We start from the raw sequence: 26,376 nt of genomic DNA on the forward strand, positions 1-26,376 counted from the left end.
AATCCATGTTCCTGATAGTCCAATTCTCTGTATAGTAAAACTGTACCTCATACACTTCTTCAGCATTCATAAAAGACATAATTCATGCTGACCTATTTAAATGTGCAAGAAAATGCTACGTTATTCAAAAATATTAATTAAGATATTTACCTTGTTTTGGGAGAGCAATTTGTTCAAAATGATCTACAAGTTTTTTTAGTTCCCTTGCCAATTCTTTACCTTCCATTGGTAATCCATGACCTGTAATCGCCACAGAAGGTTTTAAAGCTTCTAATTTTTCAACAGATTTTCGAGCGGCTTGCCAATTCGTTGTTAGATATCTAGGGGGACCACTAATTTCCTTTGTCTGTGTAATAACTTTATAAAGAGATTCTTGTTTGACAGTCACAAATGCATCTCCAACAATAAGTACTTTATCCTTTTCACGATATAATGATATATGACCTGACGTATGCCCTGGGGTGTGAATCCATTGAAAATCTGGCATAAATGGGACACTACCATCTGATGGGATTGCTTGAATGTTTTCCCCTAAATTAATGGCTTCGTTTGGAAAAATAGGAGACATTTTTGACACCAATCCGCTACTTACAGCAGGGTCAGCTACTGGATAGTCCTGTGTTCCAGTTAAATAGGGTATTTCCAAAGCATGAGCGTAGACAGGGATATTCCATCGTTTTATTAGTTCGATAATCCCTCCCACATGATCAAAATGACCATGTGTCAGAATAATCGCTTTAGGCTGAGCATTGGAGCCAAAGCGTTCCTCAACTACCGATATTATCTCCTCTGCACTTTTGGGCATTCCTGCATCAATGAGTACAAATTCTTTTGTATTTGGGTCACCATAAAGCACAATATTTACGATTTGAATAGTATATTGATATAAATCAGGCACTACTTCTATACCAACACCACTCCCAATAGAAGTTGCCGGAATAAATTTATAGTCTTCACCATACATTAAATCTTTGTCCATATTAACTCCTCTTTCTTTAGAGATAATGCCACAAACCTAGGTTTGTGGCATTATCTCTTATTTCTTTTGCTCTTTTTCTTTTTTATTTCGAGTTTTTTAGGATTCAATTCCCATCCAATTTCTCCTTGCTCTAATTCATTCTTTTCCTTTTCTTTTGTCAATTTATTCACTTCAATAAGTTTTAACTTATCCTTCTAGTGATGTTCTATACTTTTAACTTTATTTTTCCCGATAAAAATATAACGTATAATTTGACAATAAACAGCCAATATAAAACCTGCGTATTGTCTCACTACTTAAAGAGCTGCAGTGATTCGATCGCTGTGGCTTCTTTCTGTGCTAGCCGTTAATACAATAAATGTTCTAACAACTATTAATACCTCAAATAATTTTTTTAAAAGGGTATTTCATTTCTTTTTTCACTCATACTACCTTTGGTTAAATAAAGGTGAAAACCAGAAAAGGAAGTGAAAGTATGGGTATTCTTGGTGGAAATCCAAAAGATGAACCATTGCATTACGGTGAAGTTTTTAGTGTTTGGTCAAATTTAATTGCTGATTATGGTATGATTTCAGGCTATCAAACGTTTTATAATCACGCTGGGGATGAAGATCTTAAAAAAATTATTGAAGATATCATCGAAACATGTAGGGATGAAGTAAAGCAATTAGAAAAAATTCTAAAAACGAATGGTGTTGCTTTACCACCTGCTTCACCTGAACGACCTGTAGCAAGAATGGAAGATATCCCTGCTGGTGCTAAATTTAATGATCCAGAAATTAGTGCTGCACTGTCAGTAGACCTAGCTGCTGGATTAGTTGCATGTAGTCAGGCAATGGGCACTTCCACTCGAGAGGATATTGCTTTAATGTATGGCCAGTTCCATACTGCAAAAGCTCTTATCGGTGCTAAACTACTGCGTCTTAACAAAAATAAAGGTTGGCTTGTACCACCACCATTACATGTGAATTATCCTGAAAAATAAACCTTATTTCCCCCAATCGAGGCATGTAAATTATTTACAAAGAAGAATTAATGAACCTCATTAAACCTGATAAACCGGATCAACAAGCAGCACGTGTATTGCAAGAAATATTAGATGGTCGTTAAGGTAAAATGAGAATCATGATGCAATTCACAGCTCTAATTTCAGGGGCAAAGAAACACAATATGGTGATTTACTTCGTGGCGTTTTCCATGTAGAACAAAGGTATGGACCAAGCTCCTTCAGAGAAGCGGTTAGACATGTATACCCATACCATGATATTGGGTGCACAATCATCTTTAGCTGTCGATGCTCTCTTGGGTGTATGCCAATATCCTAAGTGTAGAAAGTTTGTTGAAATGGGCTATCCTAATGCTCCATTTAACTTTGTGTTAGACTCAACACTGCAGGATTCCCAGTACCAGTTATGCCAAATGCACATAGTTCTGGCCTTAAAGATACGCATCATTAATTTATACACAATCTAAGCTGTAGCGTGCGACGACGTTACAGCTGTTTCTTTATGTATAAGTAACCATAAATGACACACACTATAATGAAGTGTATCGCACGCACTGATTATGGCTGTGGCGCTAGTTGACCGCCACAGCCTCCTTATAAGTGATGAGTTACACCATTATAACTTACATAAGAGGTGTTTCAGTTGACCACATTAGGAAAATTACTGTATTTTGCTTTCCTTGTAACCCTGTTTTTAATTACAATGATTTGGGATTATTTCAAAAACGATAATTGGGCATTGTTCGAAAATTTATTCTTTTCCTTTTGGGTAGCAAGTTTTATATTCATGGCATTGCTACTTAGAAGTAAAAAAGTAGAAACGGAAAAAGCTAAAAATAGAAGCTGATTGAATAAACTTGTAGCTTCAGGCGTTGGAAGCTAGCTTCAGTATGAAGTTGAAATTGTTCCTAATTAAAATGGCGGAATATATAGCGTTTATGGACGCATAGCTTCAGGAACTATCATTACTGCCGAACGGTTTGTAAATTCGGAATTAACACAGATTTTCTAAATGTTAGTTCATGCCGAAAAGCCTTATACTTCCGTATAGGGCTTTCCATTATTAGCTTTGTACCAGCTAGCTTCAGCATATTCTACTTGCTCCATGTATCCTCATGGGTAAAAAAGGTAATCCATAGTACCTTATACGATTATATCTAAACATTTATTAAAAAGAATAAGTGGATTGTCGCAAGAAATCCCATGGGATAAATGATAGCTCTTGAAAACGTATTTTTAAATTCGTTTCGAGGATGTCTTTCAAATAATAAGTGTAGGATTGTATGTATGATAAAGAATATATCAAGAACCCAAAAAGTTATTGTTTGATATGGACTGAATAGTAGGGAAAGAATAATGACATAAAGAAAAAGATGTATAACTATGAATACTTGATAAGCCTTTGAATCTTTCATATCTTTTAATACAATAAATAATCGCCACTCTGAGCGCCTTATCGCATCCATTTCATGCAAAAGAAATATAGAAAGGTTTAATAAAAAAAGGATTAGCAATAAATCAGGCATATAAAACCTCCTCCATCTTTATATACCCTATATTACTACAAAATTATTTTTCAAATTCCGAGTAAATCCTCCGAAATATGTCGATATCAAGTCGCGAATAATGTTGGAATATAAGCTTGCATGCCACATTCTCCTTTTTATGATACAATTTACATATATTACATAAAGAGGTGATAGCGTGGAAGATAAAAAGGTGGTTTGCAAGTCCTGTGGTCATGATTCTTTTACGATTGGACAAGTTGGTGGCGATTTTAATCAAGGAAATATTAGACCTATTGATTCTGTCTTTTCAGTTGGGTCCCCGTTTATTGTTACCTTTTGTAAAGACTGCGGAGAAGTAGCCTCTATTAAAGTGGAAAAACCACAATATTTTAAATAACCTCTAGTTAAATGGGTCACTCCCTCCGTTTCAGTGACCCCTAAGCGTTTTATAGTTTTCTTCTATGAAATAAGCCACCTATCACGTGTGGTCTACTTAGATTCTGCTTTTGCTATTGATCGATTCCATCTAGTCACTTGATAGCCCTTTTAAGTAGCACACTGGCTAATGTTGCCCCCCTTGATCCTAAGCCACTTATTGTTACATTGTTCATCTTCTGTTCCCCATTTTTCAGTATGGTTACTTTAGTGTTCCACGCAAAATTCGGTTGTAGCGAGCTCTTTTCCATTTATAATTACGGCTAGCTTATGTTGGCCTGGGTAATGCTTGCGGGTTGTCAAGTCTTTAAAATGGTGACGCCGTGTATATTGGTGACCCTCTTTTTCGAAGATACGTTCCGTTATTTTAAATAGTTTTCTTGAAGTCGCTCCATTCGCTTTGACAAAATCTATCCCATATTCGATTCGGAGCTTCTGTGGTGTAGTAGAATTTGTCTGAACAGTAAATGCAAAATCAAGGGTTTGTCCAATCGACAACCTTTCTTTTCCTAGTGTTAACTCATGGACGGTTACGTCTGGAAAGCTGTCAAAGCCGAACAAGAAAAGTACCTCAGCATCTCCTTTTCGCAATAAACCACGACATCCATGCTTAATAATCCAATCGGTGATTGAACTTTCTCCGTGCCACTCACGCGCAAGCCGTTTCACTAGTTCGGGATGATCCTTGGAAATATCATTCAAATTATTAGCGACACTTTTCTGTACATAGACAGATGGATCCTGTTTGAGCAGGTTCAATATCGGTAAGATTGGTGACGGATCCAATTTGTAAATTTCCAATGCAGATGCCCAAGGTAGCCTAGGGCGACACCCCTCACTAGCTAATCGCCTGATATGAGGATTTGGATGACTCGCCCACTCTAACATTTGATCTATCATCTTTTGTGGGTCTTTTACAATAAAAGGCCGAACAGCAAACTCTGAGCTAGAAAATTCCGTAAACACCTCTATTCCATGAATGGAGGCTTGCCAATCATCTAGTCCATTTACTTCGACAAAATCAGGCAAAAATAAATATTCCACTCCCTTACATTTAGGTGCCATTTGTATCAATATAGATAATGCCTCACGATAGGATGTCGGTAAAGTTGTCCGTAAAGAAGTACTAATATGCCTAATACGTTGTTTGAATTTTTTCGTTTCCCATTCGTCGTCATAAATTAAATTCATGAACTTATGTGAATCAAAGGCAGGGTATTCACCCTGTAATATATTTATGAATTGATGAAAGAAATCGGTTGTATATTTACCCTCAAATGTGTCAGCCATGTCCATTCCCCTTTAGTTATAGTTCAATTCGTTTAAATTAGCCGGAACTAGAAGTCTTTGTGTAATCTCCCGTGAATCAATCATAGAGACAAAAATTTGAAATGCTGACATAGACTTCAGCTTCTCCATAGCACTTCGAGCACTATCCATATCACCCCAATATATGATGTCCGTCCATTGATTTTCATTGAATGTATGTAGCAAAGTGCGGCCCTTAAATCCTGATATTTCAAGCTTTAGTAACTCCGTAAGTGCCGCAGCCGCCTGACAAAAACGATGCTTGTCAATACCCTCCTTCAGTTCAAATAAAACAACTTCCATTACATAGTTTTGTTTTTCTAGTTCCATTTTTTATCTCCTTTCGGCTTTTGATGATGAGGTCCATGTGTATCCTGTCATGATGTCAAAGCTTTATAAACATTGACTTCGAGTTTTACTATACGGGATAATGGTGACAACTATTGTCACTATTAATTTAGTTTTTTAGGAGGAGCTTTCCATGCACAAGGCTCAAAGACTTATTCAGCTCATGATGAAGGTCAATGAACGTAAAAAGTTTACTATTCAGGAGATGGCTGAAGAATGTGGTGTTTCACGCCGAACAATGATTCGTGATTTAATGGAACTGAGTGAACTAGGTGTCCCGCTTTATTCCGAAGCTGGGCCTAATGGTGGTTATCGTGTTTTGCGTGAAAAAGTGCTACCACCTATCAGCTTTACCGAACACGAGGCAATTGCTTTGTTCTTTGCTTGCCAATCATTACATAATTACAAAGCTCTCCCCTTCAAAAATGAAGTAAATACTGCATTAGATAAATTTTTCTACTATTTATCAAGTGAGCTAAAGCAAAAGATTGAAAGTATGCAGCAACGTCTTCTTTTCTGGGTACCTCCTCATGAATTAGAGGTGCCCTTTTTAAAGGAATTATTGGATGCTGCACTTCAACAACAGGTCGTCACAATCTTGTATGAATCCGCTACTACTAAAAATAGAACGATTCAACCTCTTGGAATCTATACGATGAACGGGTTATGGTACTGTCAGGCTTATTGTTTCCTAGCAGAGGATTACCGAGTATTTCGAATAGATCGGGTGAAAGATTTTTCTTTTGCTGAAGATCAAAGTTTGAAATTAGATATGACGAATGAGCACATCAAGTCGTGGATTATACCAGCGCACGAAGAAAATATGTTCAATCTTGAGGTAGATTTAACCCCAGAAGGAATAAGACGTTGTCAATCCGAACTATGGTTATCCCAATGGATAGAGCTTCGTGAGAACGGACATGGGAAGATACTCGCAACAGTGAACTCTTCCTTTACACCGTGGTTAGTCCATTTTTTTCTAGGCTTAGGCATGGAGGCTAATGTAAAACATCCTCCAATAGTACGAGAACAAATTAAAAGCAAATTACAGGAACTTATGAAGCAATACAATGAATGAAGAATAAAAACCAGGTTCTCAGAGCACCTGGTTTATCTTTGTTTGCCACAGCTTCAAATATTCATGTCCCCTCATTCCTATATGTTTATAAAATGCAATTGCATTGGTATTGAACTCCCAAACATTTGTTCTTAGCGATAAAAATATGACTGTTTTGATTGTCAGGCAAATCTTGAAAATAAGATTTAGGCATAACCGATTCAATACTTTTAAAAACAGCTAGCTCTTCCTTAACATGTTCCTCGTGCCCCTCACTCACAAGACTATTCACAGCATAATAATCCTTATTAGTAGCTGTATAAATAGAATCATCCCCCAAAATATCCCTTTTGATATATGGTAACCTAGGGCTCATTTCAAAAACCAATCATTTATCGAGATAACGGATGACGAGCTTTTCCACCTGTGTTTTCAATGCCTGATTAGCATAGCGGAGGACTACATCATTACCTGCCGTTGCAATTTGTACATCGCTAAAATATTCATCTACACGATGCCAGCCTACCACTCGTATATGTTGCTGGCTAAGCTGTCTTTTGAGATTAAAATAGTCTTGGCGCAAATCTTTTAATAATGCATCCATTAAGGGTACAAACACGATTTTCATTTTAAATTGTTCAGCAAATCGATAATCATGCTGTACTGACTTTACAGCTAATTCCAATAATAAATACTGGTGTACTAGCTGGCGTTGTTCAGCTTTAATCATAATAATCAGCTTCTAGTTGAGCTGATTGAATAAGATGGATAGGAACACGTTTTATTGTCAGTAGTGTTTCAAGTAACAGTTCGTTTGTCGATAGATTGATGGTATGAATGATTCCCGTCCAATGCATTACTTTTCCATCGCTCCAAACATTTAATTGAACGTCTTGCTGCTGCTGATAGGCTGTATCAATGGTTTGCTGTAACTCTTCCAGTTCCCATTCTGTCAGCTCTCTCGGTTGCGTTGTATAGACTTCTTTACATTCCCTTAGTAGGTCCAAATGCTCTGGCATCATCATAGACGCCCATTTTATATTACCTCTGTCTTTTATCATCCAATCACTCCTATGCCAAATGGCCGCCAACTAAGCGATCACGTTTGATGGCTGTCCCTGCCCCAGTAAATGAAACCGCTCGTAACAGCGCTGTTGCTCCAAACCTGTTGCGTATAGCATCCATCGTAGGTCCAATGAGCTGCCGTTGGGGCTTTCTTTCATCAAATAAATCCAACTGGATACTATGCTCCCTCTCAAGATTGGATATCCTTACCGTTAGCTGCCTTGCTGGTTCTCCCGCAAAGTACTCATCCAGCAATTCTATGCACGTTTTATACATAACAAGTGTTTCATTTGTTGGTGTATCCATCGTTTTAGATCGATGAAACCCTTTGGTCATCGCATTTCGGCTATATGAAAGACCCAGGCTGATTGTACGCCCAACAAAACCTGCATCTCTCGCTCGCTTCATGACATCTTCACACATTTCTAACAGCACTATCGATATTTCTTTTCGTGTATGATAATCTCTCATTAACATTTGACCCTTTCCAAAGCTTAATGCTCCATTAGTAATTAACGGTTCCCCTAGCTTTGATAAATCGATTCCCCATGCATGGTGATATAGCTGATTGCCCATAACACCAAATCGCTCTTCTAAGTCATTCAAATCTGCATTGGCTAATCCACCAACTGTTTGAATCCCCATCTTATTTAGGTTGGCTTCCATTTGTTTGCCAATTCCCCACATTTCAGATAAGGGTCTTACTGGCCAAAGCTTTTTGGGAATATCATCATATGTCCATTGAGCAAAACCAGTTTTCTTCGCTTCAAGGTCCAATGCCAATTTAGCCATTAACATATTTGGGCCCAGACCAACAGCACTTGGTACATTATATTGATCCAGAATCGCAGCCTGTATTTCTCGAGCTGCCTGTTCAGGTGATCCCCAAAGCTTTTCAGTACCCGTTAAATCAACAAAGCTTTCGTCTACACTATAAACATGTATGGCATCCACAGGAACATAATTAGCAATGAGCTTAGTAATGGTCATGGACATCTGTATAAAAAAGGACATTTTAGGTTCAAATAATTGGATATCTGGATGCTTCGGAATTTCGTACCGTCTACTGCCAGTCTTGATTTTATATTTTTCTTTCATTAATGGTGATGCAGCAAGGACTACACTGCCGGGTTGGTCGAAATTAGCTACTACAGCGACAGGCGTTTCTAAAATATCGATTCCATGTAGCATGGCGATACAGCTAGCATAAAAGCACTTCATATCGATACACATAATAGGTCTATTTGGCATTTCTTCATAGTTCATACAACCTCACGCTCTTTTCGGAAAACAGGAGTAACAGCGAGAATATTTTGGATGATAAAGGAACGCTTTGCTTGCCTCGTAAAACAGAATGCTTGCAATGAATCACCAACAATTTTAATGACTCTTACACGTCTTTTTGTGACGGAGCCATTTTTGGCTATATACATAATGTCCACTAATTGATTGCGTTGCATAGCTTTAATCAGTTGCTCTCTCATCGTAGTTTCCTCCACTATCTCTCAAAATTTTTAAAATTGGCTAATCACTTTAATTTAATGTAACTTTAGTTCCATTCCTACAACTGTGCGTACTGGTAACGGCTTCAGGGAACCTGACTTTATCTCATTTTACGAATAGATTTCTCTGCACTTATCCTATGTAAGAACATCTGTTTGTATACATATTAGAACAAACGTTTTCTTTTTGACAAGATTAAATTTTTGGAAACAAAAAAAAGGAAAAAATAAATAGATTCAAGTTTTCACATATACTTTAACTTGTACGACGGTACAGGATTATTAAGGTGAAAGTATTAATAAAATTGCAGAGAAATGTGGATATATAATAGAAGTTTGTCGTAGTGAGGTTACATTGGAAATAAAAAGGGAATCATATTTACTCAGTCCAAACGTGGAACATGATTTCCCCCATTTCATTAGATAATTCGATTAAGCTGATTTCCGATTAGAAATAAAAAAAGCAGAAATGCTGCTTTATCAACATTTCTACCTACTCCAGATTCATTTAGAACCAATTTTTTATATTACTCGGCGAAGTTGCCCATAGCAATCGAGATTCTATTCCAGCTGTTGATTTGGTTAATGAGAATTACTAAATCGACATATTCCTTCTCTGTATAATAATTACGAACTCGTTTATATACATCATCAGGTACACGCATTTCAGACACTAAAGTAATGTGTTCAGTTAATTCTAAAGCGACCTTTTCTTCTTCTGAATAGAATGTGCACTCTCTCCAAGCACTTATACAGTATAGACGTTGTTCAGTTTCCCCCATTTTTTTGGCATCAGCCGTGTGCATGTTAATACAGAACGCACAACCATTAATTTGTGAAGCACGAATTTTAATGAGCTCACGAAGTTTTCTATCAATACTATTCTTTTTCGTGTATTTCTCCATTTCCATCATTATCTTCATTGCATCAGGTGCAATGTCATAATAATCGATACGTTGTTTCATGTTACACTCCTCCGATTCAATTAAATTCCTTGATTTTGATGATAATTTAGTAAATTTCATGCATATTCAACCATGCCATCCTTGAGCAGGAAGAATTTGAAAACCACTTGTTTCGATTAAATTTACTCACTATACGGTCTCCCCACAAGAAATCAAGGATGACAATAATCGCCGATTAACTTAATCGTTGATTATTATTGTCTTTAATATAAGCCTGTTTTTAATTTTTGTCAAACTGATTTAATTTAGATGAAGTATTTTTAAGATATGATAATATACAAGATACATGTAAGTTTTTCTAAAGGGATTAGAAGTAGGTGATATGAATGAAATATAGCGTCATGGTAGAGTATGCATTACACAGTCTTGTCTATTTAATAGATGTGCCACCAGAGGAAAGTATCGGAATCAAGGATCTATCCGAATTTCAAGGACTATCCGAAACATATTTATCAAAAGTATTAGGTAAGCTATCTAAAGCAGGTATTGTCAGTTCAGTATCTGGTGTTAAAGGAGGATATAGGCTTAGTAAGAGGCCTGAAGATATTTCTTTTTGGGATGTTGTAAAGGCTGTAGAGGGTGAAAGTCCCATATTTCAATGTAAGAACATTAAAGCGAATTTTGCAAACAAAACTGGAAATTGTGATTCCTGTCCGTCAGCTACATCTGATTGCACCATTAATATAGTAATGTTAGAAGCTGAAGAACAGATGCGGAACTATTTACGAGGGAAAACAATTGCATGGTTAGAAGAAGAGCTTAATCGCACCTTGCCTAGTGAACGCATAGCAATGGCAAAGGAATTCTTCCACAAGAAAAATAGGTAACTCCCAAAAGTACAAATACCGAAACAAAGCACAGCCTCTTAGTGACTGTGCTTTGTTTTATTATTCATTATCGATTAAATCTTACAAGACGTTCAATTGGAAGACGTGAAGAACCATAAGCAGGTGCCGCCGCTTCACCAATTGCTAATAATAAAATAGGTATTTCATTTGCAGGTAATTCCATGTATTCCGCAAATTTAGCTTTATCAAATCCGCCCATTGGAACTGTATCATAACCCATTTCTTTCGCCAATAGCATAATTTGCATGGACACTAAGCCAGCGTCAAAGTGGACGATATTTTCTAATGTTTTAGGCGAAGCTGAACTATACATTGTGAATGCGTCCTGTGCCAGTTTTTTGGCAATCTCTTCTGGCATATAACCTAACTCCACATTTTTTGCATAGATTTCCTCAGCATTTACATACATCTCAATATCGCCAATGACAGCAATAATAGAAGAGGCAGTTTCGATTTGCTCTTGATTGAATGAAAAGAAATTAATATTTTTTTGTATTTCCTTATCATCAATAACAATAAATCGCCATGGTTGCATATTGCTTGAAGAAGGAGCTGAAGTAGCGTCTTGTAGTAGCTGCATGATTGTTTCACGAGATATTTTAGTATTCGCATTGTATTTACGAACAGATTTACGTGCCTGCATAACTTGTTTTACTGTTGTAGTTGATAACATATGATTTCCCTCTTTTTCAAAAAATTTAAACTGCTTTAATTGTTACATTGATATTGCCCATTGTCGCTTTTGAATAAGGACATACAGTATGTGTTAGCTCTAATAATTGCTGTGCCTCTTCCAACTCTACCCCTTCAATATGACCTTCGATGTCCACAGCAAGTACATAATCAAAAGTAGCTTGCTCCATTAACTTAACGGTTACTTGAATCGTTGAGGCATGTTTAAGCTTTTTTTGGCGTTTAATTAAATCTAACGCACTATTAAAGCAGGCACTATAACCCGCAGCAAATAATTGTTCTGGATTTGTCACATTGTCTAATTTTGAACCTGGGGGTGCAATTTTTAAAGATAGTGATTGATCCTCTGCATAGGATGTACCACTACGCCCACCCTCATTAATCATAGTCGTTGAGTATAATTCTTTCATCATCAAAACTCCTTTTCTATATCCCATATTTTAAATTGTAAACAATTTAATTTTTACAAATTGAATTGTACACAATTTAATTGTGTTTGACAAGTAGGAATTTTATTTTTAATATAAATGTTAATAGAAGAACATCATAAAGAGGGGATTTTTATGCCTAATCATTTAGATAATCAACTATGCTTTCTTTTGTATGCCACATCAAAGGAAATCATTAGACACTATACATCATTATTAAAGCCATATGATTTAACATATACGGGTTATATTACCATTTTAGCTTTGGAGGAAAACGAACAAATAACAGTGAAAGAATTAGGACAGCGTTTATTTTTAGATTCAGGTACATTAACACCATTACTAAAAAAATTAGAAGCAAAGGGATACATTTGTCGTGAACGTTCCAAAGATGATGAACGACAAATGCAAATCTATTTAACAGAGGAAGGTAATAAGGTTCGTCGAAAGCTACCTGAGGTATCACGTCAGGTCATGAAGCAATCTAATATTTCAGAACAGCAATTTATTCAATTGAAAAATGTTCTACAAGACATCATACACAATGATTGGGCCTTGAAAGACAAAAATTAAGCAAAGATCGTATCACCTAAAAATTTTGATTCATGCTAGTGGTAATAATTTTATACAGTCAACAGATAGAACCGTCATTGGACATTCCTTTCTTCCAACGACGGTTCTTTTCAATGGGCAATTTGTTAAACACATTCACTTATCTCCCCTCCCTTGATCCCGCAGTTCGTATCCTAGGATTTGGTCCAAACAAACTCACCAGCATATGGATGCTCTGATGAAATACTAAATTTTATTGGGTTCATGGACAAAATCAAGTACTATAATGATAATAGGACGTTTTTTAAAGGAAGTTTTAAATGAAGAATAGATTTTCAATTGGAGAAATGGCAAAGCTACATAAAACCACCATAAAAACCCTTAGATATTATGATGAAATTGATTTATTAAAGCCTATGTACACAGATAAAAACAACGGTTATAGATACTATTCAACAGAACAATTTGAGCAATTAAATACTATACATTATTTAAAGGAATTAGGTTTTTCATTAAAGGAAATTAAAGGACATTTGGATCACCGAGATATCGACGACTTTTTGCATCTCTTAGAGGAACAGAAACGATTAACCGAGGAAAAAATCCAAGAACTAGAACGAATTAAACGAAGGTTCCAAGCTCGAATTAAGGATATTAAATTAGCACGAGAGATAAAGGCATTGGGAGTCCCTTTCATCATGGAAAAACAAGAGAGAAGAATCGTACGATTAATGGAAAAAATCAGTTCTGAACCACAATTGGAAGTTTCTCTGAGACAGTTAGAGAATTTGTCCAATATGAATTCTTCTATATTTATTGGAGGCGTTGGCCTAACCGTAAGTAGTTGCCATCTATTGGATAACCAGTTTCATGAATACAACTCTATATTTATTGTAGTCGAGGAAGAGGATCGGCAAAGTCCTTTATTGACCACGCTACCCGCAGGAAAATATGCCTGTATTTATTTTAATGGCAATCATAGTCATTCTCCTGTACATTATAAATCCTTACTGAATTTTATTAAAGATCACGGTTTCCAAGTAATCGGAGATTCTATTGAAAGAACAATAATTGACCATTACATTTCAGGAAGTAAAGAAGATTACTTGACAGAAATACAAATACCAATAAAATGTTGACCCTCCCCTTACAGGAGGGTTTATTTTTTTACGTAAGAACAATTTTTAAAGGAGAATGAAAAATGTTAGGAACGATATTTAATACAATGATGATTATAGTCGGAAGCATCGTTGGAAGTATTTTTAAAAACGGGATAAAGGATGAATACCATCAAATCCTCATGCAGGCCATGGGATTAGCAGCGATGGGAATAGGTATAAATGCACTAGTTCAACATTTACCTGCCAGTAAATATCCGGTACTCTTTATTGTCAGTCTAGCTATAGGCGGATTATTAGGTCAAAAACTTAATTTAGAATCAAAATTTAATACGTTAGTAAATAAATACTCTAAGGGGAATTTAGCTGACGGATTATCGACGGCGATTTTATTATTTTGTATTGGATCATTATCTATATTAGGTCCAATAGAGGCTGCATTAAAGAAAGATTATACCTATCTGCTTACGAACGGTATATTGGATGGAATTACTTCGATTGTTTTGGCCACTACATTCGGTATTGGGATAGCTATTTCAGGTATTGTATTATTTCTATGGCAAGGCTCCATTTACTTAATAGCTAGTTTAATGGAGAATTCCATCAATACTGACCTTCTAAATGAATTGACGATTATAGGAGGTATATTGATATTAGCGTCTGGTTTAAGTATTTTAGGTATAAAAAAATGTAATACCTTAAATCTTTTGCCATCATTAATAATCCCTATTATTGTGTTTTTGTTTATACATTAAAAAGCCATCAAAAAACCTTATGTCTAATTTGCTCAGGCACAAAACAATTGCGTGCTTGGGCTTTTCCGCTTTTCTTAAGAAATCTTCATAAATATTCTCTCTAATTATTAATAATTTCCATTTACACTATAAAAGTCGACATTACTAAGAATTCTCTCACCTGAGATGTAGCATTTGAAAAATATTATTTGATAAAGGAGTATCACACCTTGGGAATTGCAGAAATCATGAGCAATATTAAAATTTTGATGTTGCCAGTCATCCTAATTATTGGCTTTGAGTTTTTACTAATTGCACTTTATTACTTTTATTATCAAAGGCGACGAACAGATCGCCATAAACAAATCCCTGTAAAGAAGCTTCTTCTTGGCGCAATGTTTATCGGATATATTGTGTTTGTTTTAGAGCTAACAGTTATTGGTCGTGGCACTTCACATTACATGCAGATGAACCTACAACCATTCAGCGGTTATATAGACGCGTGGAAAAAATACTCTTTACGTGATCTCCAAAATTGTCTATTTAATATATTAATGTTTGTGCCATTAGGAATGTTCTTGCCTTTACTTATGGCTAAATGTAAAGAGTTTAAGTGGCTACTTCTAGTAGTTGTGGGGGCAACAGCCTCTATTGAAACATATCAAACACTTTCAGGAGCAGGGATTTTTGAGCTTGATGATTTAATCAATAACTCACTTGGGGGTATTATTGGCTATCAATTATACAAACTTGCAGTTTCTATTTCCAATCACAAAAAGGTCAAGGTGAAAAGTCTGATTGGAAACCTTGCTATCCCCCTATTGATGGGCTTAATTTTTATCGTTATGAGCATTGTCTACGCCCAACAAGAGTTTGGTCATTTAGCAATAAACGCTTATACAAAATCAAAAATGTCAGATGTTCATGTATCCACTTCATTGGAATTAAGCGCAGCATCAATTGTTGCTCCTGTCTTTAAGAAAAACGTTAAAAATGATGACGTAAAAGACCTGTTACAACAGAAATTAGGATTATTAGAGGTGAATACATCTAATAACCAGGACAATGACGAGACTTTATTGGAAGATAAAAATGAGGTCCCCTATACATTGATTACAAATGATTCCGAGGGCCAATGGTGGTTAACCGAAAATAATTATACCCCAGAGCAAACTTCAGCTGTAGGGCAAGAAGATAAGGCGAAATCATTGATGGATGAACTTTCTTTACTACCTCAAGATGCAGAATTTGCTGTACAGGAGAATGGTGAATTTGAATGGACATTACCAGACCGCACCGATGTACATAAAGATTACTGGACTGGGGATATTAGTCTTGGTCTTAAACCGGATGGTCACGTGTATTCATTAACCTACAGCCTTCATGAAAATCAATTTATACGAGAGGTAAACATACTATCTCCTACAGAGGTATATGAACGGATCAAGGAAGGCGATTTTCCTCAAATAAAGTATAATGCGCTCGTTCAGGAGGAAGACCTTATTATAAAAAACGGAGACCATATAGAGATTGATTCAATTGAGCTTTCGTATATGTATGATACAAAAGGTTTCTATCAGCCCATATACAATGTTGCAGGAAAGTTCAACGGCAACGATTGGTTTACTTTAATTCAGGCAAGAAAGTAATAGCTCATTCCGAATATTTGGGTCCAATTAACGGACAACCGGGCTTTCCATTGTAATGAGCTCCGTATTTGAATGAATTATCCCCTAAAAAATAGACAGCTTCCTAAGAGTGGAGCATGTTAGGTTTGGTAGTATATTACTCAAATATTAAAAATGACAAAAGTCATCGAGAGTGAACTTCTCGATGACTTTTGTCTACAGTCTGAAAGAAAAGTTTAGGCCTTCTTTTCTTTCGGGTACCCAATGAGAATAGCTATCATACCACAAATACCAATAAGAATAGGATAGAACGCGTATGGTAAGATACTCACTGGCGATATTTTGGCAACGCTTGCGGCTACTAGGAATTGAGCTCCGTATGGGAGAAGACCTTGAACCGTACAGGAGAAAATATCTAAAATACTTGCGGACTTTTTCGGCTCAATCTCATACTGATCAGCAATATTTTTGGCAAGCGGCCCAGCAATTAAAATAGCAATTGTATTATTGGCTGTAGATAAATTAGTTAGGCCCACAAGACCAGCTATACCTAATTCAGCGCCCTTCTGCGATTTAATCCTGCGTGTTACAAGGCGGAGCAAAAAGTCAATTCCTCCATTAAATTTAATAACCTCCACCATTCCAGCTATTAATATAGCTAGAAAGGCGATTTCAAACATACCTTCCATTCCTTCGCCAATTTTTTGTATAAGGCTCATTAGGTGATAGCTGCCATCTGCTAAGCCAACTGCACCGGCGAGGACAATCCCTAATGCAAGAACGAGGAAAACATTCATTCCCGATAACGCTAAAATAATCACTAAAACATAGGGAACAATTTTTACCCAATTATAGCTTAAATGCTCTACTTGAGCTGTTCCACCGGATGTCATAAACCCTAAAATAATGCTCGTAACCATAGCTGCCGGCAATACAATCCAAAAATTGACCTTAAATTTGTCCTTCATTTGCGCTCCTTGTGAACGAACGGCAGTAATAGTAGTATCTGAAATAAAAGATAAATTATCACCAAACATTGAACCGCCTATAACCGCTGCTATCACTAAAGCAATAGATAGCTCAGTCTGATCGCTTATCCCAACTCCTATGGGCGCCAGTGCAACAATTGTCCCCACTGACGTACCCATGGATAGAGAGATAAAACAGGCAATGATGAATAAACCTACAACAAGCAAGTTTTGCGGAATAATTGATAATGCAAAGTTAACAGTGGAATCTACGGCCCCCATCCCCTTGGCTACCTCTGAAAATGCCCCTGCTAATAGAAAAATAATAACCATCAGCATGACATTTAAATTTCCAGCACCTTGGCAAAAAATATCAACCTTCCGTGAAAACGATTCTTTTCGATTCATCGCTAGAGCCACAGCTCCCGAAATGCTAATAGCTACAATAACAGGGAAGGCATAAAAATCACCCGTCATAACCCCTGAACCAATAAATAAAATTATAAAAACAACAAATGGGATTAGCGCCCATGGATTCTCTCTCCTCATTGTTTACCTCCCAAAAATTAAAAATCAGCCCTATTTTTGTTTGTTCACCATAAAAAAGGCCTCATCTTGAAATAACAAGAAGAGGCCTTATAGTTAAAACGCTCCTCTTATCTATCAAGGACATTGCTTGCTGGATTTGGCACAGTAACTTAATAGTTCCGCTGCCGAGATTTCATCGGGCCAGTCCCTCCATCTCTCTTGATAAGAAGAAAAATATTATATTATATTTTTGACACAATATTAAAATACTAAAATAAAACATCCATAATTGCAACATGTTTTTAATTAGAAAAAATTTCTTGGCACTATCTTTAAGGTCCAGAATTCAACTTTTTAGATTAATATGAAGCTTTGTATAGACACATATACCGAAAATATAAATGCGCCAACTAGAAAACAACCATATAATTTTCTCTCTCTCCCAAACTCTTTAATTCCTAATGTTAACATAAATAAACCTAGGAAAAGGATCATTAAGAAATTTAGGCGGTATTCATATGTAATAAGTCCATAAACGGAAAGCGTGATGCCTATCGTTGATAAAATAATTTGTACTGTTTTTAACAAAACGATTCCTCCCTTTTTGCTTAAACAAATACTGTCAGTTATCTAACTTTTTTTGAATAAATAAATTCTATGATAGGTGATATGACCAATGTAAACCCAACGACTAAGAACAAAGGATAATTTTTCATGTCATTTAAATTGGAGACACCCTCTGAAGCAAAAAAAATTAGACAAGCTAAAATCATTAAAACATACTATCCAATTTTAGCATTGTGTGCTTCAATATGCTTATCCAGTTCATCTTTATCTTCTTTAATACCGCTATGGTTACCCGAAGAAGAATAAGGAAATAAAGCTAATTATAATAGAACCTCCATCAATTATTCCGAAACGAATCCATCTGTAGAGGGTAAAACTAACAATGTACAAACATATACAATGACTAAAAGACCGATTAATTTTTTCGATTGATGCATCCTTTGTCTAACCTCTATAGTGACAACTATTACCATTTAAAAATTGATTTATAATTTTAAAAAATCCAACAATACCCATTTAAATAATCATTTGTAAAATTCGGTTCGTTCAAAAAATCTATCCCTTTATGGCAAAACGGGCCATGGGAATTTCAGCTCTCGCCTCTTTTTCACAACTAATGACATTCGGTTAACAAAAAATAACTTGTTGGAAGTATGGCTACGTTTGTAAGATAAGGCTAGCTTGCCTCATAAATTAATGTTCTTGAAATCTCAGATAAAAACAAAAAACCAGATGCTCCTCATAGAAGAGCGCCTGGTTTTATTGTGAAAGTGAATCTTACTAATTTACTTAGTTTTGATTCGTATTAATACTACGCTAAGTTAAGGCGTTGAACAAGTTAAAATATTTTCCAATCTAATTTTTGGGGGAATTCTTGTTTTTTCGAGCATAGGATTTACTCATTGCTATGTAATTTTCTAAAGTTCATGATTTTCATAAAAGTAGAAAGCCAACAAAAAAGACTAGATGCCTACATAATTATGTAAGTTCTAGCCTTTTAAGTGAAAGTGAATCTTACTAATAATATTGCTTAGCTTTAGATTCAATTATGAATACGAAAAAACAGCTAAAAAGTTTCACTATTTGTCCTATTTTTTCGTATAAAATAGGATTGTCTGCACAAAAAGACCAGGAAATCACGGAATAAGTGAATCCTGGCCTTTTTGTGAAAAGTGAATGTTACTAGCTTGCTTTAGTTTTTGTATTCTACTAGTAAGGTAGACGGTTGACGTTGCGATAAGTTACATAAAATTTAAAAATATTTTAAGCTTTTACTTGAATAGCAAAATCCCGCTGCCCCACCTAGTAATAACGGAAAGTTATACCTCCCTTTTGACATTGTATAGCTGCCTTTTTCAGTGTCTTTGAATGGAGATGGTTGCTGTAAAAAGAGGTATGAAATTTCCCATTTGCAGTTGTAGCACATATATCATTCACCAGAAGTCTACGGTGCATTTCCACTTCCTCGGGATTGCTCCTTGCTGAGAATCTTTTCTTTTACATGAATCAACTTCATCCGACGACTTTGCAGAATGAAGTGGGTGCCAATTAAGACTCACAATTACGAGAAAAGTGACTCTTTTGAAACAAGGCTTTCAGTATAAAAAAACATTTTTTAGTCACTTAGGTGTCTCCTATTACTTAAAGAAAGAACAACTGGCTAGCTTAATAGACCATCTTTTTGCCCTAGTTCTAGTAGGCAGTTCACTTGTCTTGGACTATGGTGATGAATCGTTATTTAGGAAAAAGGTATCTCTAACAGAGTAGAGAATATGGTGAAGATGGCGGCAGCTGGTGGTGAACCAATGAACTCATGCTATGAGGAAATGAAGAAGACACTAGATCAATCAGGGCTACTCATCTATCTCTATCTGCAATTCAACAGCTTTATTTTCAACATCAAACTGATTATCTATCCGCTTTTGAAACAATCCATTATCTTCACATTGTTAAAAAGTAAAGTATAATCAAATCATTTTTAAAACAATTCTTAATTTTCTATCTATTTCCCAGGCAATTAACTATTTCGATATAATATTTATGTATATGATAGTAGTGTAAAGCTAATTAGCCTTACACCTCCTAGATTTGTTACTAGGGTCACTGTTATAAACAGTGACCCGCTTATGATTGGCAACCCCCTAAAGGATTTCCATCTAGATCATAGAAGGTGAAAAATTTTATTTGTCCTTCTCCTCCGATAGGATTTACTTCCACTTGTTGCTCTACTAGTGATTGGTAGGTATCTTCAATAGTTGAAGATAGGAAATTGAAGTATTTCCCTACCCCAAAATGATTATCTGGAAAATGTAATGGTTGATGATTCTCCGTTTTGACTAAACATACGACCGTAACAGATTGTTCCCCTATTTTCATGACCGCTGCGTCTTCTTCTATATTTAAAAGCTTAAACCCAAGCTTTTCCTCATACCATTTAACTGATAATTGAGGGTCCTTTATCGGGATAAAAATGGCCTCTACTCCATTTAATAATGATCGCATCCCTTTTTTCCTCCTATTTAAAATGATGTATATACTTTTTTCTATTAATAGACGCTTTTGTCCTCTAAAAAAATTTCCCCCGTACTCCTCTTCTTGTTTATTTTCCCTATTATTTGCTTATCCTAATTAGTATCGGAAATGTCTTAGCCCTTTTCCTAGAGGAGGTGCCAATCATTAAACACACGGTGTCATTCTTTCTCCTACTTCTAACCGTTTTGTTGTTAACTGGATGTTGGAATAAGCGAGAGTTAAATGAATTAGCTATTGTCACTGCTGTTGGGGTCGATAAAACAGACGAATATATAGAGCTATCCATTCAAATCGTTAACCCAAGTCAAATAGCGACGAAGAATTCAACAAGCTTTCAAGTCCCTGTTGTTACCTATCACGCAAAAGGGAAAACCTTATTCGAAGCTATTCGGAAATTAACAACGCAGACGCCAAGGAAACCCTATTATGCACATACTCAAGTTATTATTATTGGTGAAGAAATGGCTGAATATGGTATGAATAGTATTTTAGATTTATTTCAAAGGGACCCTGAGGGAAGAAGTGATTTTAATATTATTGTTGCCCATGAATCAACAGCGCAAGATATTTTAAGTATATTAACACCGTTAGAAGATATTCCTGCCAGTAAATTGTTAAAATCCTTAAAGGACTCTGAAGATGCATTGGGAACAACTGAATCAGTGATTTTAGACGATTTAATCAATTCTTTAGGGAGTATTGATCATAGTGCTGTTCTGCCCTCCATTCAAATACATGGAGATGCAGATGCAGGAAAGAGTAGCTCCAACATCGAAAAAATGGATAGTCCTGCTAATTTACAATACGGTGGACTTGCTGTTTTTAAAAACTATAAGCTTATAGGCTTCTTATCAGAGGAAGAAAGCAGAGGCTATAATTTCTTACACAACCATATAAAAGGTACCGTTCAAAAAGTCCCTTGTTCGGAAAAGGGGAAAATATCAGCGGAAGTTTTAAATTCTTCTACAAAAGTTACTGGCAGCTTTAAAAATGATAAACCCTCCATCCATGTACAGGTTGAACTTGAACAAAATATAGCGGAAATAAGTTGTCCATTGGATCTAACAAAGCCAGAAACTATTGATACTCTTAATAAAGAAACAAGCAAGTTAGTTCAAGCGAATTTAGAACAAACATTTCACACTATTCAAAAAACCTATCAGGTTGATATTTTAAAGTTTAGTGAGGTACTACATCGCGAAGACCATCAGGCATGGAAACGTATTAAAAAAGATTGGGCCACGCTTTACCCCAATCTCCCCGTGCATATTGAGGTAAAGGTGAAAACAAAAGGCATTGGTACAGCTAGAAAGCTAAAAGTAGGGTAGAGAATAAAAAATGACCAGCCTCTCCTTGAGAGTGCTGGTCATTACTAATTAGCGTATAGCTTCAAATGTATAGACACGCCCTGAGCCGCCCCCCCGCCTCAAGAACCTTACCTGTTAGTCCCTGTAAACGTTCCATATCCCCACCGATAGAGAATCCTACTGGCTTTGTTAAATCATAAAGTTCCGTACATAACGGTCCATAATTACTGTACATATTGTCTCCTCCGATTATTTGCGGAAGAATAACTTTTTTTAATTCTTCCACACCTTCATATTATTAAATGGAAAAGTAGAGCTGGCTATCATTATGGATCACTCGCTTTCATGATAATTTAAATAAATAATACCTATATTTGTCATTCATTTCGATATTTCTGTTGATTTCGTTTTAGGTCCACTATAATGTAAAAATTAGCACAAATTATCAAGAAATATTTCCCTTTAAATAGTACGATGAGAATGAGAAAGGATGATCGTATGGATTATTTTGAAAGAATTCAAAACGCTATAGAATATATAGAGGATAACCTACAAGAAAAAATGTCGATCACAAATATTTCTTCGCAATCGTATTTTTCAGCCTTCCATTTTCAGCGACTGTTTCAGGCGATAACTGGATTTTCTGTACAGCAATATATTCGCAATAGAAGGCTTTCAGAAGCGGCCGTTCTATTAATAACAACCTCCCAATCTATACTTGAAATAGCGATTAGCTTTGAATACGGTTCTCAAGAAGCATTTACACGAGCATTTGTTCAGTACTTTGGGATAACACCGACTAAGTACAGAAAGAATACCTATTCTATTCCATTGCAAAATAAAATAAACTTTTTAGATTATAAAATAGATGGTGAACTTCCAATGCAAAAACCTACAATCGTACATTTAGGAAAAAAGTTAATCACCGGCTATGTCTATCCAACATCCTTACAAGATGAGAGGTATTATGAAGAAATCCCAGGCTTTTATCATGATTTTGGTCGTCAACAATATTATGACTGTATTGCACAAAAAGTGGCCCCTAATGTGGCATATGGAATCTCTACAAGCTTTCACGAGGATGGTCAGTTTTCCTTTATTGTTGGTGAGGAAGTCCAAGCATTTGAGGAGCGTGTTCAGCAAGGATTTACCCATTTAGAATTACCCGCTGGTCAATATGCAGAATTTATCTTGAATAGTAGTGCAGAAGGTATTCAGAATACAAGACGTTACATTTACGGGGTATGGTTGCCGAATTCCAATTATGATAGAGATATGGGTCCTGATTTTGAAATAACAGATGTCATGCAATCTATCTATCCATATAATCTGAAAATGAAAATTTACATTCCAATTAAAGGCTAAGAAAGGAGCCAAAAAAATGATGATTGAAAAGGTTTTTACTCAATTCCCTTTGCTACATACGACTAGTCTAACATTAAAGAAAATAGAAGCGTCTCATGTGGAAGATTTGTTTGCCATCTATGATAATAATAAGGTTTTCGAGTTTTGTGGTATTATTCCAAAACACAACCTTCAAACCGTTCAAAAAATGATTGGGCATTTCGAAAGAGACTTTAAGAAGAAAAGTAGAATAAAATGGGGTATTTTTGAAGCGTCCCATAGTAATAAATTAGTGGGTATTATTGAAGCTATGGACTTTAATCAGAAAGTAAATATGGTGACAATTGGATATTACTTAGCAGAAGATTTTTGGGGAAAAGGCATTGCTACGAAGGCAGTTGAAATGGTCGTGAATTATCTTATAGAGGAGGTTCAGGTAAATCGAATTCAAGCTGAAGTCATGCCATTAAATGAACCTTCGAAAAAAGTACTACTAAAGAATGGCTTTATCAATGAAGGTTTATTACGACAAGCAACATTATGGTCTGGCAAAGGCGTTGTTGATCTAGAAATATATGGACTACTGAAAGAAGATTATGTAAGTCATTCAAAAAACTAGACTCTATTTAGGAGTCTAGTTTTTTCTTTTAAATGACAGTTAGATGGACATATTACCAGCTCAAGATAACTCTTTTACATAGATTAGAAATAGAAGATTGGCGCAGGAATTAACATTCAAACCATAAAGGAGCGTTTCAAGAATGGATGAAAATCGATATTTAACAAGATTGGATAGAGATTTAGATAATTATCATAAATTTTCTAAATGCTATTGTGAATCGAAGAACTATTGCACAGGTCACTATTACGGCATAGATGATATGGCTGAAGATGATTCTTATCGCATCAAGTATTATAATAGTTCTCAAGACAGAAAAAAACAGTTGGAAAACCACATAAGAAGCAAAGATAAAAAACATTGTGAAGGCTGTGTTTGTAGTCAATTAGAACGTTTCGACCCAGGGACATTAGTAGATATCTATCTTTCTGATGGCCATTGTTTTTGTGGTATTTACTTTCTCTATCTCGATCCACATAGCTGCTGTGCGTATTTCCTTCAAATCGATGACACCGCTAAACCGGTAATTATTGACTGCCAGCAAGTGAATGCCCTAAGCAAAACTAATACAGGTAGCTAATGCATGGGCTCTTCCCTTTTGGAAGCAGCCTTTTTGTCTGATGATTCGTCATGAGTTTTCCCTACTTGTATTCGATAGTCATCCCGGGCGAGAGTACGTCTACAACGAATAGTCAAAATCACCTACCTAACCAGAGGGAATAGGCGACGAAAAATCAAACAAGATTTTTGAAAGATTTTCATCGTTAATGGCTCCCTCTTTCTACATAAGAAAGAGCAGTACGATAACATATAAATGTTACCCACTGCTCTAAGTTTTAAAAAATTACCCTTCGTTTATCCAATTAATGAGCTGTTTATCAAAAAACTCGGGCTCTTCAAACATAGGGTTATGACCACTTTTTTCAAATATAACTTTCTTTACTTGAGAAGTATCATCTATCGCGTCCCATAGTGAAACAGGGGCAACTAAAAAATCATACATCCCTAGTCCGACAAAAACGGGTTTGCTAAATGATCGAGTTAGGTGTAAAAGATCCTGCTCAGCAAAGGCTTTTCCCCAAAGATAATCGATCACTTCCATATTCGTATAAACGCCTTCCCACATGGCAGTAGCATTGTACGAATAATCATAGAAACTATGTGCACCCATACGAATACACATATGAACAAAACGTCGTTCCGGTTCCTTCTTTAGATCTTGCGCTAAGAAAGCAATCTCCCGTTCAAATTGTTTTTTTCGCGCAATACTGGCAGTGGCTTCAAAATAGGACAGACTTTGCTGTTGTCTTTCTTGGCTATTCGTTGTAGCTGTATTTAATAAAATCACCTTCCGAACATGTTGAGGGTATGTGTTGGCATACGCCATCGCCATAAATGCATGACCTGAGTGCCCTAAAATAATGAAATGCTCTAACTTTAACAATTGTCGGGCTTGTTCAATATCGTCGACTATTTTCTCCAAGGTATAATCTTCTTGTTTTAAACGACGAGGAGGCTTCACAAATCCACGATGATCTAAAAAAATAAGCTGAAAATGCTGGGAAAGGTTTTCTGAGAACAGTCGTGGATAATATACACTGCTCCCTACGACTAAAATAGGCTCACCCTGCCCTTTTATATAATAATGTAATTCAAATCCATCACAAATAATCTTTTGTTCACTTTTCATTTTTTTTCCTCTTTTCTTATTAATCTATCACTCCCTTTCCTCTTTGCATTCCCGTGTCTTTTCCATCGAACGCTCCAGCATTCTATTCACCTCATGTATTTTTCTTTCACACAAACAATACCATTACTACTGGTTTCTAGCAAATTATTGATTATATAATGAAGGAAGCATCTACTAAAGGGTGGGAGGAAATGAAAGAAAGTCTATTAGAACGTTTGAAGGTATTTCTACTCAATATGGAACACCACACATTATTAGGCGAACCAGCTAGTGAAGAGGAAACTATCTGTGCTCAACAGATGCTCAGTGTACAATTCCATAAGGATTACGTGCAGTTCATTAAAATGTTTGGGGGAGCCTATGCAGGATTAGCAATTCATGCTTTTTCTAATGGTTCCAGTATAGGAAATGAAACAGTCATCGATTTAACGCTGGCATTTCGTCAACAATTCAGTGATGTCCTTTCTCCAAATAGCCTGGACACTAGCTATGTCATTTCAATGGATGGTGGAGGGAATCCCATTTTTATGGACTCATCTGGAAAGTTTTTCTTTTGTGATCATGGTACAATCCTATTATTAGCTGATTCTTTCGAGCAGCTGATCGAAGAAAATTTTTTTTGAATGATAACCTATTTAATGCAATAC

The 26,376-nt window shown here is 35.9% G+C and carries 29 protein-coding genes, 4 pseudogenes and 1 riboswitch; of the genes and pseudogenes, 17 read left to right on the top strand and 16 right to left on the bottom strand.

Annotated features, from left to right (window positions below; genetic code table 11):
• Nucleotides 1–133: 133 nt before the first annotated feature.
• A complete protein-coding gene (locus AC3CH7_RS09035) occupies nt 134–979 on the bottom strand; it encodes an MBL fold metallo-hydrolase (RefSeq protein WP_488381698.1) in 846 nt (281 codons plus the stop codon).
• A gap of 475 nt (nt 980–1,454) precedes the next feature.
• Between AC3CH7_RS09035 and AC3CH7_RS09040 the strand changes: the two genes are divergently transcribed.
• From AC3CH7_RS09040 to AC3CH7_RS09055, 4 genes and pseudogenes are all read left to right on the top strand, one after another.
• Nucleotides 1,455–1,964, top strand: coding sequence for a DUF3231 family protein (locus AC3CH7_RS09040; protein WP_012294768.1), 510 nt, complete (start codon nt 1,455–1,457; stop codon nt 1,962–1,964).
• A 50-nt stretch (nt 1,965–2,014) separates the two neighbouring features.
• Nucleotides 2,015–2,436 (top strand): annotated as a pseudogene (locus AC3CH7_RS09045) (hypothetical protein).
• Between the two features lie 183 nt (nt 2,437–2,619).
• The gene (locus AC3CH7_RS09050; protein WP_230586074.1) at nt 2,620–2,832 is read left to right on the top strand and encodes an RNA polymerase subunit sigma; all 213 of its coding nucleotides are present in this window, start codon (nt 2,620–2,622) and stop codon (nt 2,830–2,832) included.
• Nucleotides 2,833–2,871: 39 nt separating this feature from the next.
• Nucleotides 2,872–2,997 (top strand): annotated as a pseudogene (locus AC3CH7_RS09055) (ATPase); the annotation flags it as partial.
• Nucleotides 2,998–3,142: 145 nt separating this feature from the next.
• Here the strand turns inward: AC3CH7_RS09055 and AC3CH7_RS09060 are convergent.
• Nucleotides 3,143–3,511 (bottom strand): DUF6713 family protein, encoded by a 369-nt coding sequence (locus AC3CH7_RS09060; RefSeq protein ID WP_036215909.1) that lies wholly within the window; start codon nt 3,509–3,511, stop codon nt 3,143–3,145.
• 178 nt (nt 3,512–3,689) lie between these two features.
• On the opposite strand from AC3CH7_RS09060, the gene AC3CH7_RS09065 reads away from it, so the two are divergent.
• The gene (locus AC3CH7_RS09065) at nt 3,690–3,890 is read left to right on the top strand and encodes a hypothetical protein (protein WP_012294770.1); all 201 of its coding nucleotides are present in this window, start codon (nt 3,690–3,692) and stop codon (nt 3,888–3,890) included.
• A gap of 245 nt (nt 3,891–4,135) precedes the next feature.
• On the opposite strand, the gene AC3CH7_RS09070 is transcribed toward AC3CH7_RS09065, so the two are convergent.
• Together AC3CH7_RS09070 and AC3CH7_RS09075 are read right to left on the bottom strand one after the other, a co-directional pair.
• Entirely contained in the window at nt 4,136–5,218 is a 1,083-nt protein-coding gene (locus tag AC3CH7_RS09070; RefSeq protein WP_488381699.1) for a DNA alkylation repair protein, read from the bottom strand.
• A gap of 12 nt (nt 5,219–5,230) precedes the next feature.
• Complete coding sequence (locus AC3CH7_RS09075) at nt 5,231–5,566, bottom strand: hypothetical protein (protein WP_012294772.1); 336 nt, start codon at nt 5,564–5,566, stop codon at nt 5,231–5,233.
• Nucleotides 5,567–5,717: 151 nt separating this feature from the next.
• Here AC3CH7_RS09075 and AC3CH7_RS09080 point away from each other — a divergent pair, with 151 nt between their 5' ends.
• A complete protein-coding gene (locus tag AC3CH7_RS09080) occupies nt 5,718–6,662 on the top strand; it encodes a helix-turn-helix transcriptional regulator (RefSeq protein WP_031417869.1) in 945 nt (314 codons plus the stop codon).
• Nucleotides 6,663–7,029: 367 nt separating this feature from the next.
• Here the strand turns inward: AC3CH7_RS09080 and AC3CH7_RS09085 are convergent, their stop codons facing one another.
• The 5 genes from AC3CH7_RS09085 to AC3CH7_RS09105 form a co-directional block, all read right to left on the bottom strand.
• On the bottom strand, nt 7,030–7,371 hold the full coding sequence (locus tag AC3CH7_RS09085; RefSeq protein WP_012294775.1) for a YhjD family protein: 342 nt from the start codon (nt 7,369–7,371) through the stop codon (nt 7,030–7,032).
• Nucleotides 7,364–7,702: a YolD-like family protein gene (locus AC3CH7_RS09090; RefSeq protein WP_197150204.1), complete on the bottom strand. Its 339-nt coding sequence runs from the start codon at nt 7,700–7,702 to the stop codon at nt 7,364–7,366. Before AC3CH7_RS09090 ends, AC3CH7_RS09085 begins: the two co-directional genes overlap by 8 nt.
• 10 nt (nt 7,703–7,712) lie before the next feature.
• Complete coding sequence (locus AC3CH7_RS09095) at nt 7,713–8,972, bottom strand: Y-family DNA polymerase (protein WP_012294777.1); 1,260 nt, start codon at nt 8,970–8,972, stop codon at nt 7,713–7,715.
• Entirely contained in the window at nt 8,969–9,190 is a 222-nt protein-coding gene (locus tag AC3CH7_RS09100; RefSeq protein WP_031417871.1) for a transcriptional regulator, read from the bottom strand. The genes AC3CH7_RS09095 and AC3CH7_RS09100 overlap by 4 nt, the downstream gene beginning before the upstream one ends.
• A gap of 545 nt (nt 9,191–9,735) precedes the next feature.
• Nucleotides 9,736–10,173, bottom strand: a complete 438-nt coding sequence (locus tag AC3CH7_RS09105) for a carboxymuconolactone decarboxylase family protein (protein ID WP_012294779.1) — start codon at nt 10,171–10,173, stop codon at nt 9,736–9,738.
• Nucleotides 10,174–10,499: 326 nt separating this feature from the next.
• Here AC3CH7_RS09105 and AC3CH7_RS09110 point away from each other — a divergent pair, with 326 nt between their 5' ends.
• A complete protein-coding gene (locus AC3CH7_RS09110) occupies nt 10,500–11,000 on the top strand; it encodes an Rrf2 family transcriptional regulator (RefSeq protein ID WP_031417873.1) in 501 nt (166 codons plus the stop codon).
• 67 nt (nt 11,001–11,067) lie between these two features.
• Here the strand turns inward: AC3CH7_RS09110 and AC3CH7_RS09115 are convergent, their stop codons facing one another.
• Together AC3CH7_RS09115 and AC3CH7_RS09120 are read right to left on the bottom strand one after the other, a co-directional pair.
• The gene (locus AC3CH7_RS09115) at nt 11,068–11,694 is read right to left on the bottom strand and encodes a nitroreductase family protein (protein WP_031417874.1); all 627 of its coding nucleotides are present in this window, start codon (nt 11,692–11,694) and stop codon (nt 11,068–11,070) included.
• A gap of 25 nt (nt 11,695–11,719) precedes the next feature.
• The gene (locus AC3CH7_RS09120) at nt 11,720–12,124 is read right to left on the bottom strand and encodes an Ohr family peroxiredoxin (protein WP_031417875.1); all 405 of its coding nucleotides are present in this window, start codon (nt 12,122–12,124) and stop codon (nt 11,720–11,722) included.
• Nucleotides 12,125–12,277: 153 nt separating this feature from the next.
• Here AC3CH7_RS09120 and AC3CH7_RS09125 point away from each other — a divergent pair, with 153 nt between their 5' ends.
• The 4 genes from AC3CH7_RS09125 (at nt 12,278) to AC3CH7_RS09140 (ending at nt 16,195) form a co-directional block, all read left to right on the top strand.
• Complete coding sequence (locus AC3CH7_RS09125; RefSeq protein WP_036161909.1) at nt 12,278–12,715, top strand: MarR family winged helix-turn-helix transcriptional regulator; 438 nt, start codon at nt 12,278–12,280, stop codon at nt 12,713–12,715.
• Between the two features lie 299 nt (nt 12,716–13,014).
• A complete protein-coding gene (locus tag AC3CH7_RS09130; RefSeq protein WP_289448894.1) occupies nt 13,015–13,833 on the top strand; it encodes a MerR family transcriptional regulator in 819 nt (272 codons plus the stop codon).
• 62 nt (nt 13,834–13,895) lie between these two features.
• Nucleotides 13,896–14,567, top strand: coding sequence for a DUF554 domain-containing protein (locus AC3CH7_RS09135; protein WP_488381700.1), 672 nt, complete (start codon nt 13,896–13,898; stop codon nt 14,565–14,567).
• Between the two features lie 209 nt (nt 14,568–14,776).
• On the top strand, nt 14,777–16,195 hold the full coding sequence (locus AC3CH7_RS09140) for a VanZ family protein (RefSeq protein WP_289448892.1): 1,419 nt from the start codon (nt 14,777–14,779) through the stop codon (nt 16,193–16,195).
• A 215-nt stretch (nt 16,196–16,410) separates the two neighbouring features.
• Here AC3CH7_RS09140 and AC3CH7_RS09145 read toward each other — a convergent pair whose 3' ends face one another.
• Nucleotides 16,411–17,691 carry a Na+/H+ antiporter NhaC family protein gene (locus AC3CH7_RS09145; RefSeq protein ID WP_325881550.1) on the bottom strand — a complete coding sequence of 427 codons (1,281 nt, stop codon included), beginning with the start codon at nt 17,689–17,691 and terminating at the stop codon, nt 16,411–16,413.
• A 104-nt stretch (nt 17,692–17,795) separates the two neighbouring features.
• Nucleotides 17,796–17,899, bottom strand: a riboswitch (SAM riboswitch).
• A gap of 125 nt (nt 17,900–18,024) precedes the next feature.
• The gene (locus AC3CH7_RS09150; protein ID WP_481276497.1) at nt 18,025–18,258 is read right to left on the bottom strand and encodes a DUF3953 domain-containing protein; all 234 of its coding nucleotides are present in this window, start codon (nt 18,256–18,258) and stop codon (nt 18,025–18,027) included.
• 1,557 nt (nt 18,259–19,815) lie between these two features.
• Between AC3CH7_RS09150 and AC3CH7_RS09155 the strand changes: the two are divergent.
• A pseudogene (locus tag AC3CH7_RS09155) lies at nt 19,816–20,197 on the top strand (class I SAM-dependent methyltransferase); the annotation flags it as partial.
• Between the two features lie 164 nt (nt 20,198–20,361).
• On the opposite strand, the gene AC3CH7_RS09160 reads toward AC3CH7_RS09155, so the two are convergent.
• Nucleotides 20,362–20,739, bottom strand: coding sequence for a VOC family protein (locus tag AC3CH7_RS09160; RefSeq protein WP_036216645.1), 378 nt, complete (start codon nt 20,737–20,739; stop codon nt 20,362–20,364).
• Nucleotides 20,740–20,903: 164 nt separating this feature from the next.
• Between AC3CH7_RS09160 and AC3CH7_RS09165 the strand changes: the two genes are divergently transcribed.
• Nucleotides 20,904–22,097 (top strand): Ger(x)C family spore germination protein, encoded by a 1,194-nt coding sequence (locus AC3CH7_RS09165; RefSeq protein ID WP_488381701.1) that lies wholly within the window; start codon nt 20,904–20,906, stop codon nt 22,095–22,097.
• A gap of 94 nt (nt 22,098–22,191) precedes the next feature.
• Here AC3CH7_RS09165 and AC3CH7_RS09170 read toward each other — a convergent pair.
• A pseudogene (locus AC3CH7_RS09170) lies at nt 22,192–22,311 on the bottom strand (class I SAM-dependent methyltransferase); the annotation flags it as partial.
• 263 nt (nt 22,312–22,574) lie between these two features.
• Here AC3CH7_RS09170 and AC3CH7_RS09175 point away from each other — a divergent pair.
• The 3 genes from AC3CH7_RS09175 (at nt 22,575) to AC3CH7_RS09185 (ending at nt 24,619) form a co-directional block, all read left to right on the top strand.
• Nucleotides 22,575–23,441 carry an effector binding domain-containing protein gene (locus tag AC3CH7_RS09175; RefSeq protein ID WP_198696165.1) on the top strand — a complete coding sequence of 289 codons (867 nt, stop codon included), beginning with the start codon at nt 22,575–22,577 and terminating at the stop codon, nt 23,439–23,441.
• 16 nt (nt 23,442–23,457) lie between these two features.
• Nucleotides 23,458–24,039, top strand: coding sequence for a GNAT family N-acetyltransferase (locus AC3CH7_RS09180; RefSeq protein ID WP_012294793.1), 582 nt, complete (start codon nt 23,458–23,460; stop codon nt 24,037–24,039).
• A gap of 142 nt (nt 24,040–24,181) precedes the next feature.
• Nucleotides 24,182–24,619: a hypothetical protein gene (locus AC3CH7_RS09185; protein WP_012294794.1), complete on the top strand. Its 438-nt coding sequence runs from the start codon at nt 24,182–24,184 to the stop codon at nt 24,617–24,619.
• Between the two features lie 264 nt (nt 24,620–24,883).
• Here AC3CH7_RS09185 and AC3CH7_RS09190 read toward each other — a convergent pair whose 3' ends face one another.
• Nucleotides 24,884–25,729 (bottom strand): alpha/beta fold hydrolase, encoded by an 846-nt coding sequence (locus tag AC3CH7_RS09190; protein WP_012294795.1) that lies wholly within the window; start codon nt 25,727–25,729, stop codon nt 24,884–24,886.
• A gap of 191 nt (nt 25,730–25,920) precedes the next feature.
• On the opposite strand from AC3CH7_RS09190, the gene AC3CH7_RS09195 reads away from it, so the two are divergent.
• On the top strand, nt 25,921–26,352 hold the full coding sequence (locus AC3CH7_RS09195) for an SMI1/KNR4 family protein (RefSeq protein WP_488381702.1): 432 nt from the start codon (nt 25,921–25,923) through the stop codon (nt 26,350–26,352).
• Nucleotides 26,353–26,376: the final 24 nt, after the last annotated feature.

This window comes from Lysinibacillus sp. F12 (assembly GCF_057773605.1).

Coding starts and splice junctions, on each gene's coding strand:
- AC3CH7_RS09080 (WP_031417869.1), top strand. CDS start 5,718: ATGCACAAGGCTCAAAGACTTATTCAGCTCATGATGAAGGTCAATGAA.
- AC3CH7_RS09130 (WP_289448894.1), top strand. CDS start 13,015: ATGAAGAATAGATTTTCAATTGGAGAAATGGCAAAGCTACATAAAACC.
- AC3CH7_RS09195 (WP_488381702.1), top strand. CDS start 25,921: ATGAAAGAAAGTCTATTAGAACGTTTGAAGGTATTTCTACTCAATATG.
- AC3CH7_RS09135 (WP_488381700.1), top strand. CDS start 13,896: ATGTTAGGAACGATATTTAATACAATGATGATTATAGTCGGAAGCATC.
- AC3CH7_RS09100 (WP_031417871.1), bottom strand. CDS start 9,190: ATGAGAGAGCAACTGATTAAAGCTATGCAACGCAATCAATTAGTGGAC.
- AC3CH7_RS09095 (WP_012294777.1), bottom strand. CDS start 8,972: ATGAACTATGAAGAAATGCCAAATAGACCTATTATGTGTATCGATATG.
- AC3CH7_RS09035 (WP_488381698.1), bottom strand. CDS start 979: ATGGACAAAGATTTAATGTATGGTGAAGACTATAAATTTATTCCGGCA.
- AC3CH7_RS09190 (WP_012294795.1), bottom strand. CDS start 25,729: ATGAAAAGTGAACAAAAGATTATTTGTGATGGATTTGAATTACATTAT.
- AC3CH7_RS09110 (WP_031417873.1), top strand. CDS start 10,500: ATGAAATATAGCGTCATGGTAGAGTATGCATTACACAGTCTTGTCTAT.
- AC3CH7_RS09145 (WP_325881550.1), bottom strand. CDS start 17,691: ATGAGGAGAGAGAATCCATGGGCGCTAATCCCATTTGTTGTTTTTATA.
- AC3CH7_RS09090 (WP_197150204.1), bottom strand. CDS start 7,702: ATGATAAAAGACAGAGGTAATATAAAATGGGCGTCTATGATGATGCCA.
- AC3CH7_RS09085 (WP_012294775.1), bottom strand. CDS start 7,371: ATGATTAAAGCTGAACAACGCCAGCTAGTACACCAGTATTTATTATTG.
- AC3CH7_RS09160 (WP_036216645.1), bottom strand. CDS start 20,739: ATGCGATCATTATTAAATGGAGTAGAGGCCATTTTTATCCCGATAAAG.
- AC3CH7_RS09180 (WP_012294793.1), top strand. CDS start 23,458: ATGATGATTGAAAAGGTTTTTACTCAATTCCCTTTGCTACATACGACT.
- AC3CH7_RS09070 (WP_488381699.1), bottom strand. CDS start 5,218: ATGGCTGACACATTTGAGGGTAAATATACAACCGATTTCTTTCATCAA.
- AC3CH7_RS09115 (WP_031417874.1), bottom strand. CDS start 11,694: ATGTTATCAACTACAACAGTAAAACAAGTTATGCAGGCACGTAAATCT.
- AC3CH7_RS09120 (WP_031417875.1), bottom strand. CDS start 12,124: ATGAAAGAATTATACTCAACGACTATGATTAATGAGGGTGGGCGTAGT.
- AC3CH7_RS09175 (WP_198696165.1), top strand. CDS start 22,575: ATGGATTATTTTGAAAGAATTCAAAACGCTATAGAATATATAGAGGAT.
- AC3CH7_RS09105 (WP_012294779.1), bottom strand. CDS start 10,173: ATGAAACAACGTATCGATTATTATGACATTGCACCTGATGCAATGAAG.
- AC3CH7_RS09125 (WP_036161909.1), top strand. CDS start 12,278: ATGCCTAATCATTTAGATAATCAACTATGCTTTCTTTTGTATGCCACA.
- AC3CH7_RS09185 (WP_012294794.1), top strand. CDS start 24,182: ATGGATGAAAATCGATATTTAACAAGATTGGATAGAGATTTAGATAAT.
- AC3CH7_RS09075 (WP_012294772.1), bottom strand. CDS start 5,566: ATGGAACTAGAAAAACAAAACTATGTAATGGAAGTTGTTTTATTTGAA.
- AC3CH7_RS09040 (WP_012294768.1), top strand. CDS start 1,455: ATGGGTATTCTTGGTGGAAATCCAAAAGATGAACCATTGCATTACGGT.
- AC3CH7_RS09060 (WP_036215909.1), bottom strand. CDS start 3,511: ATGCCTGATTTATTGCTAATCCTTTTTTTATTAAACCTTTCTATATTT.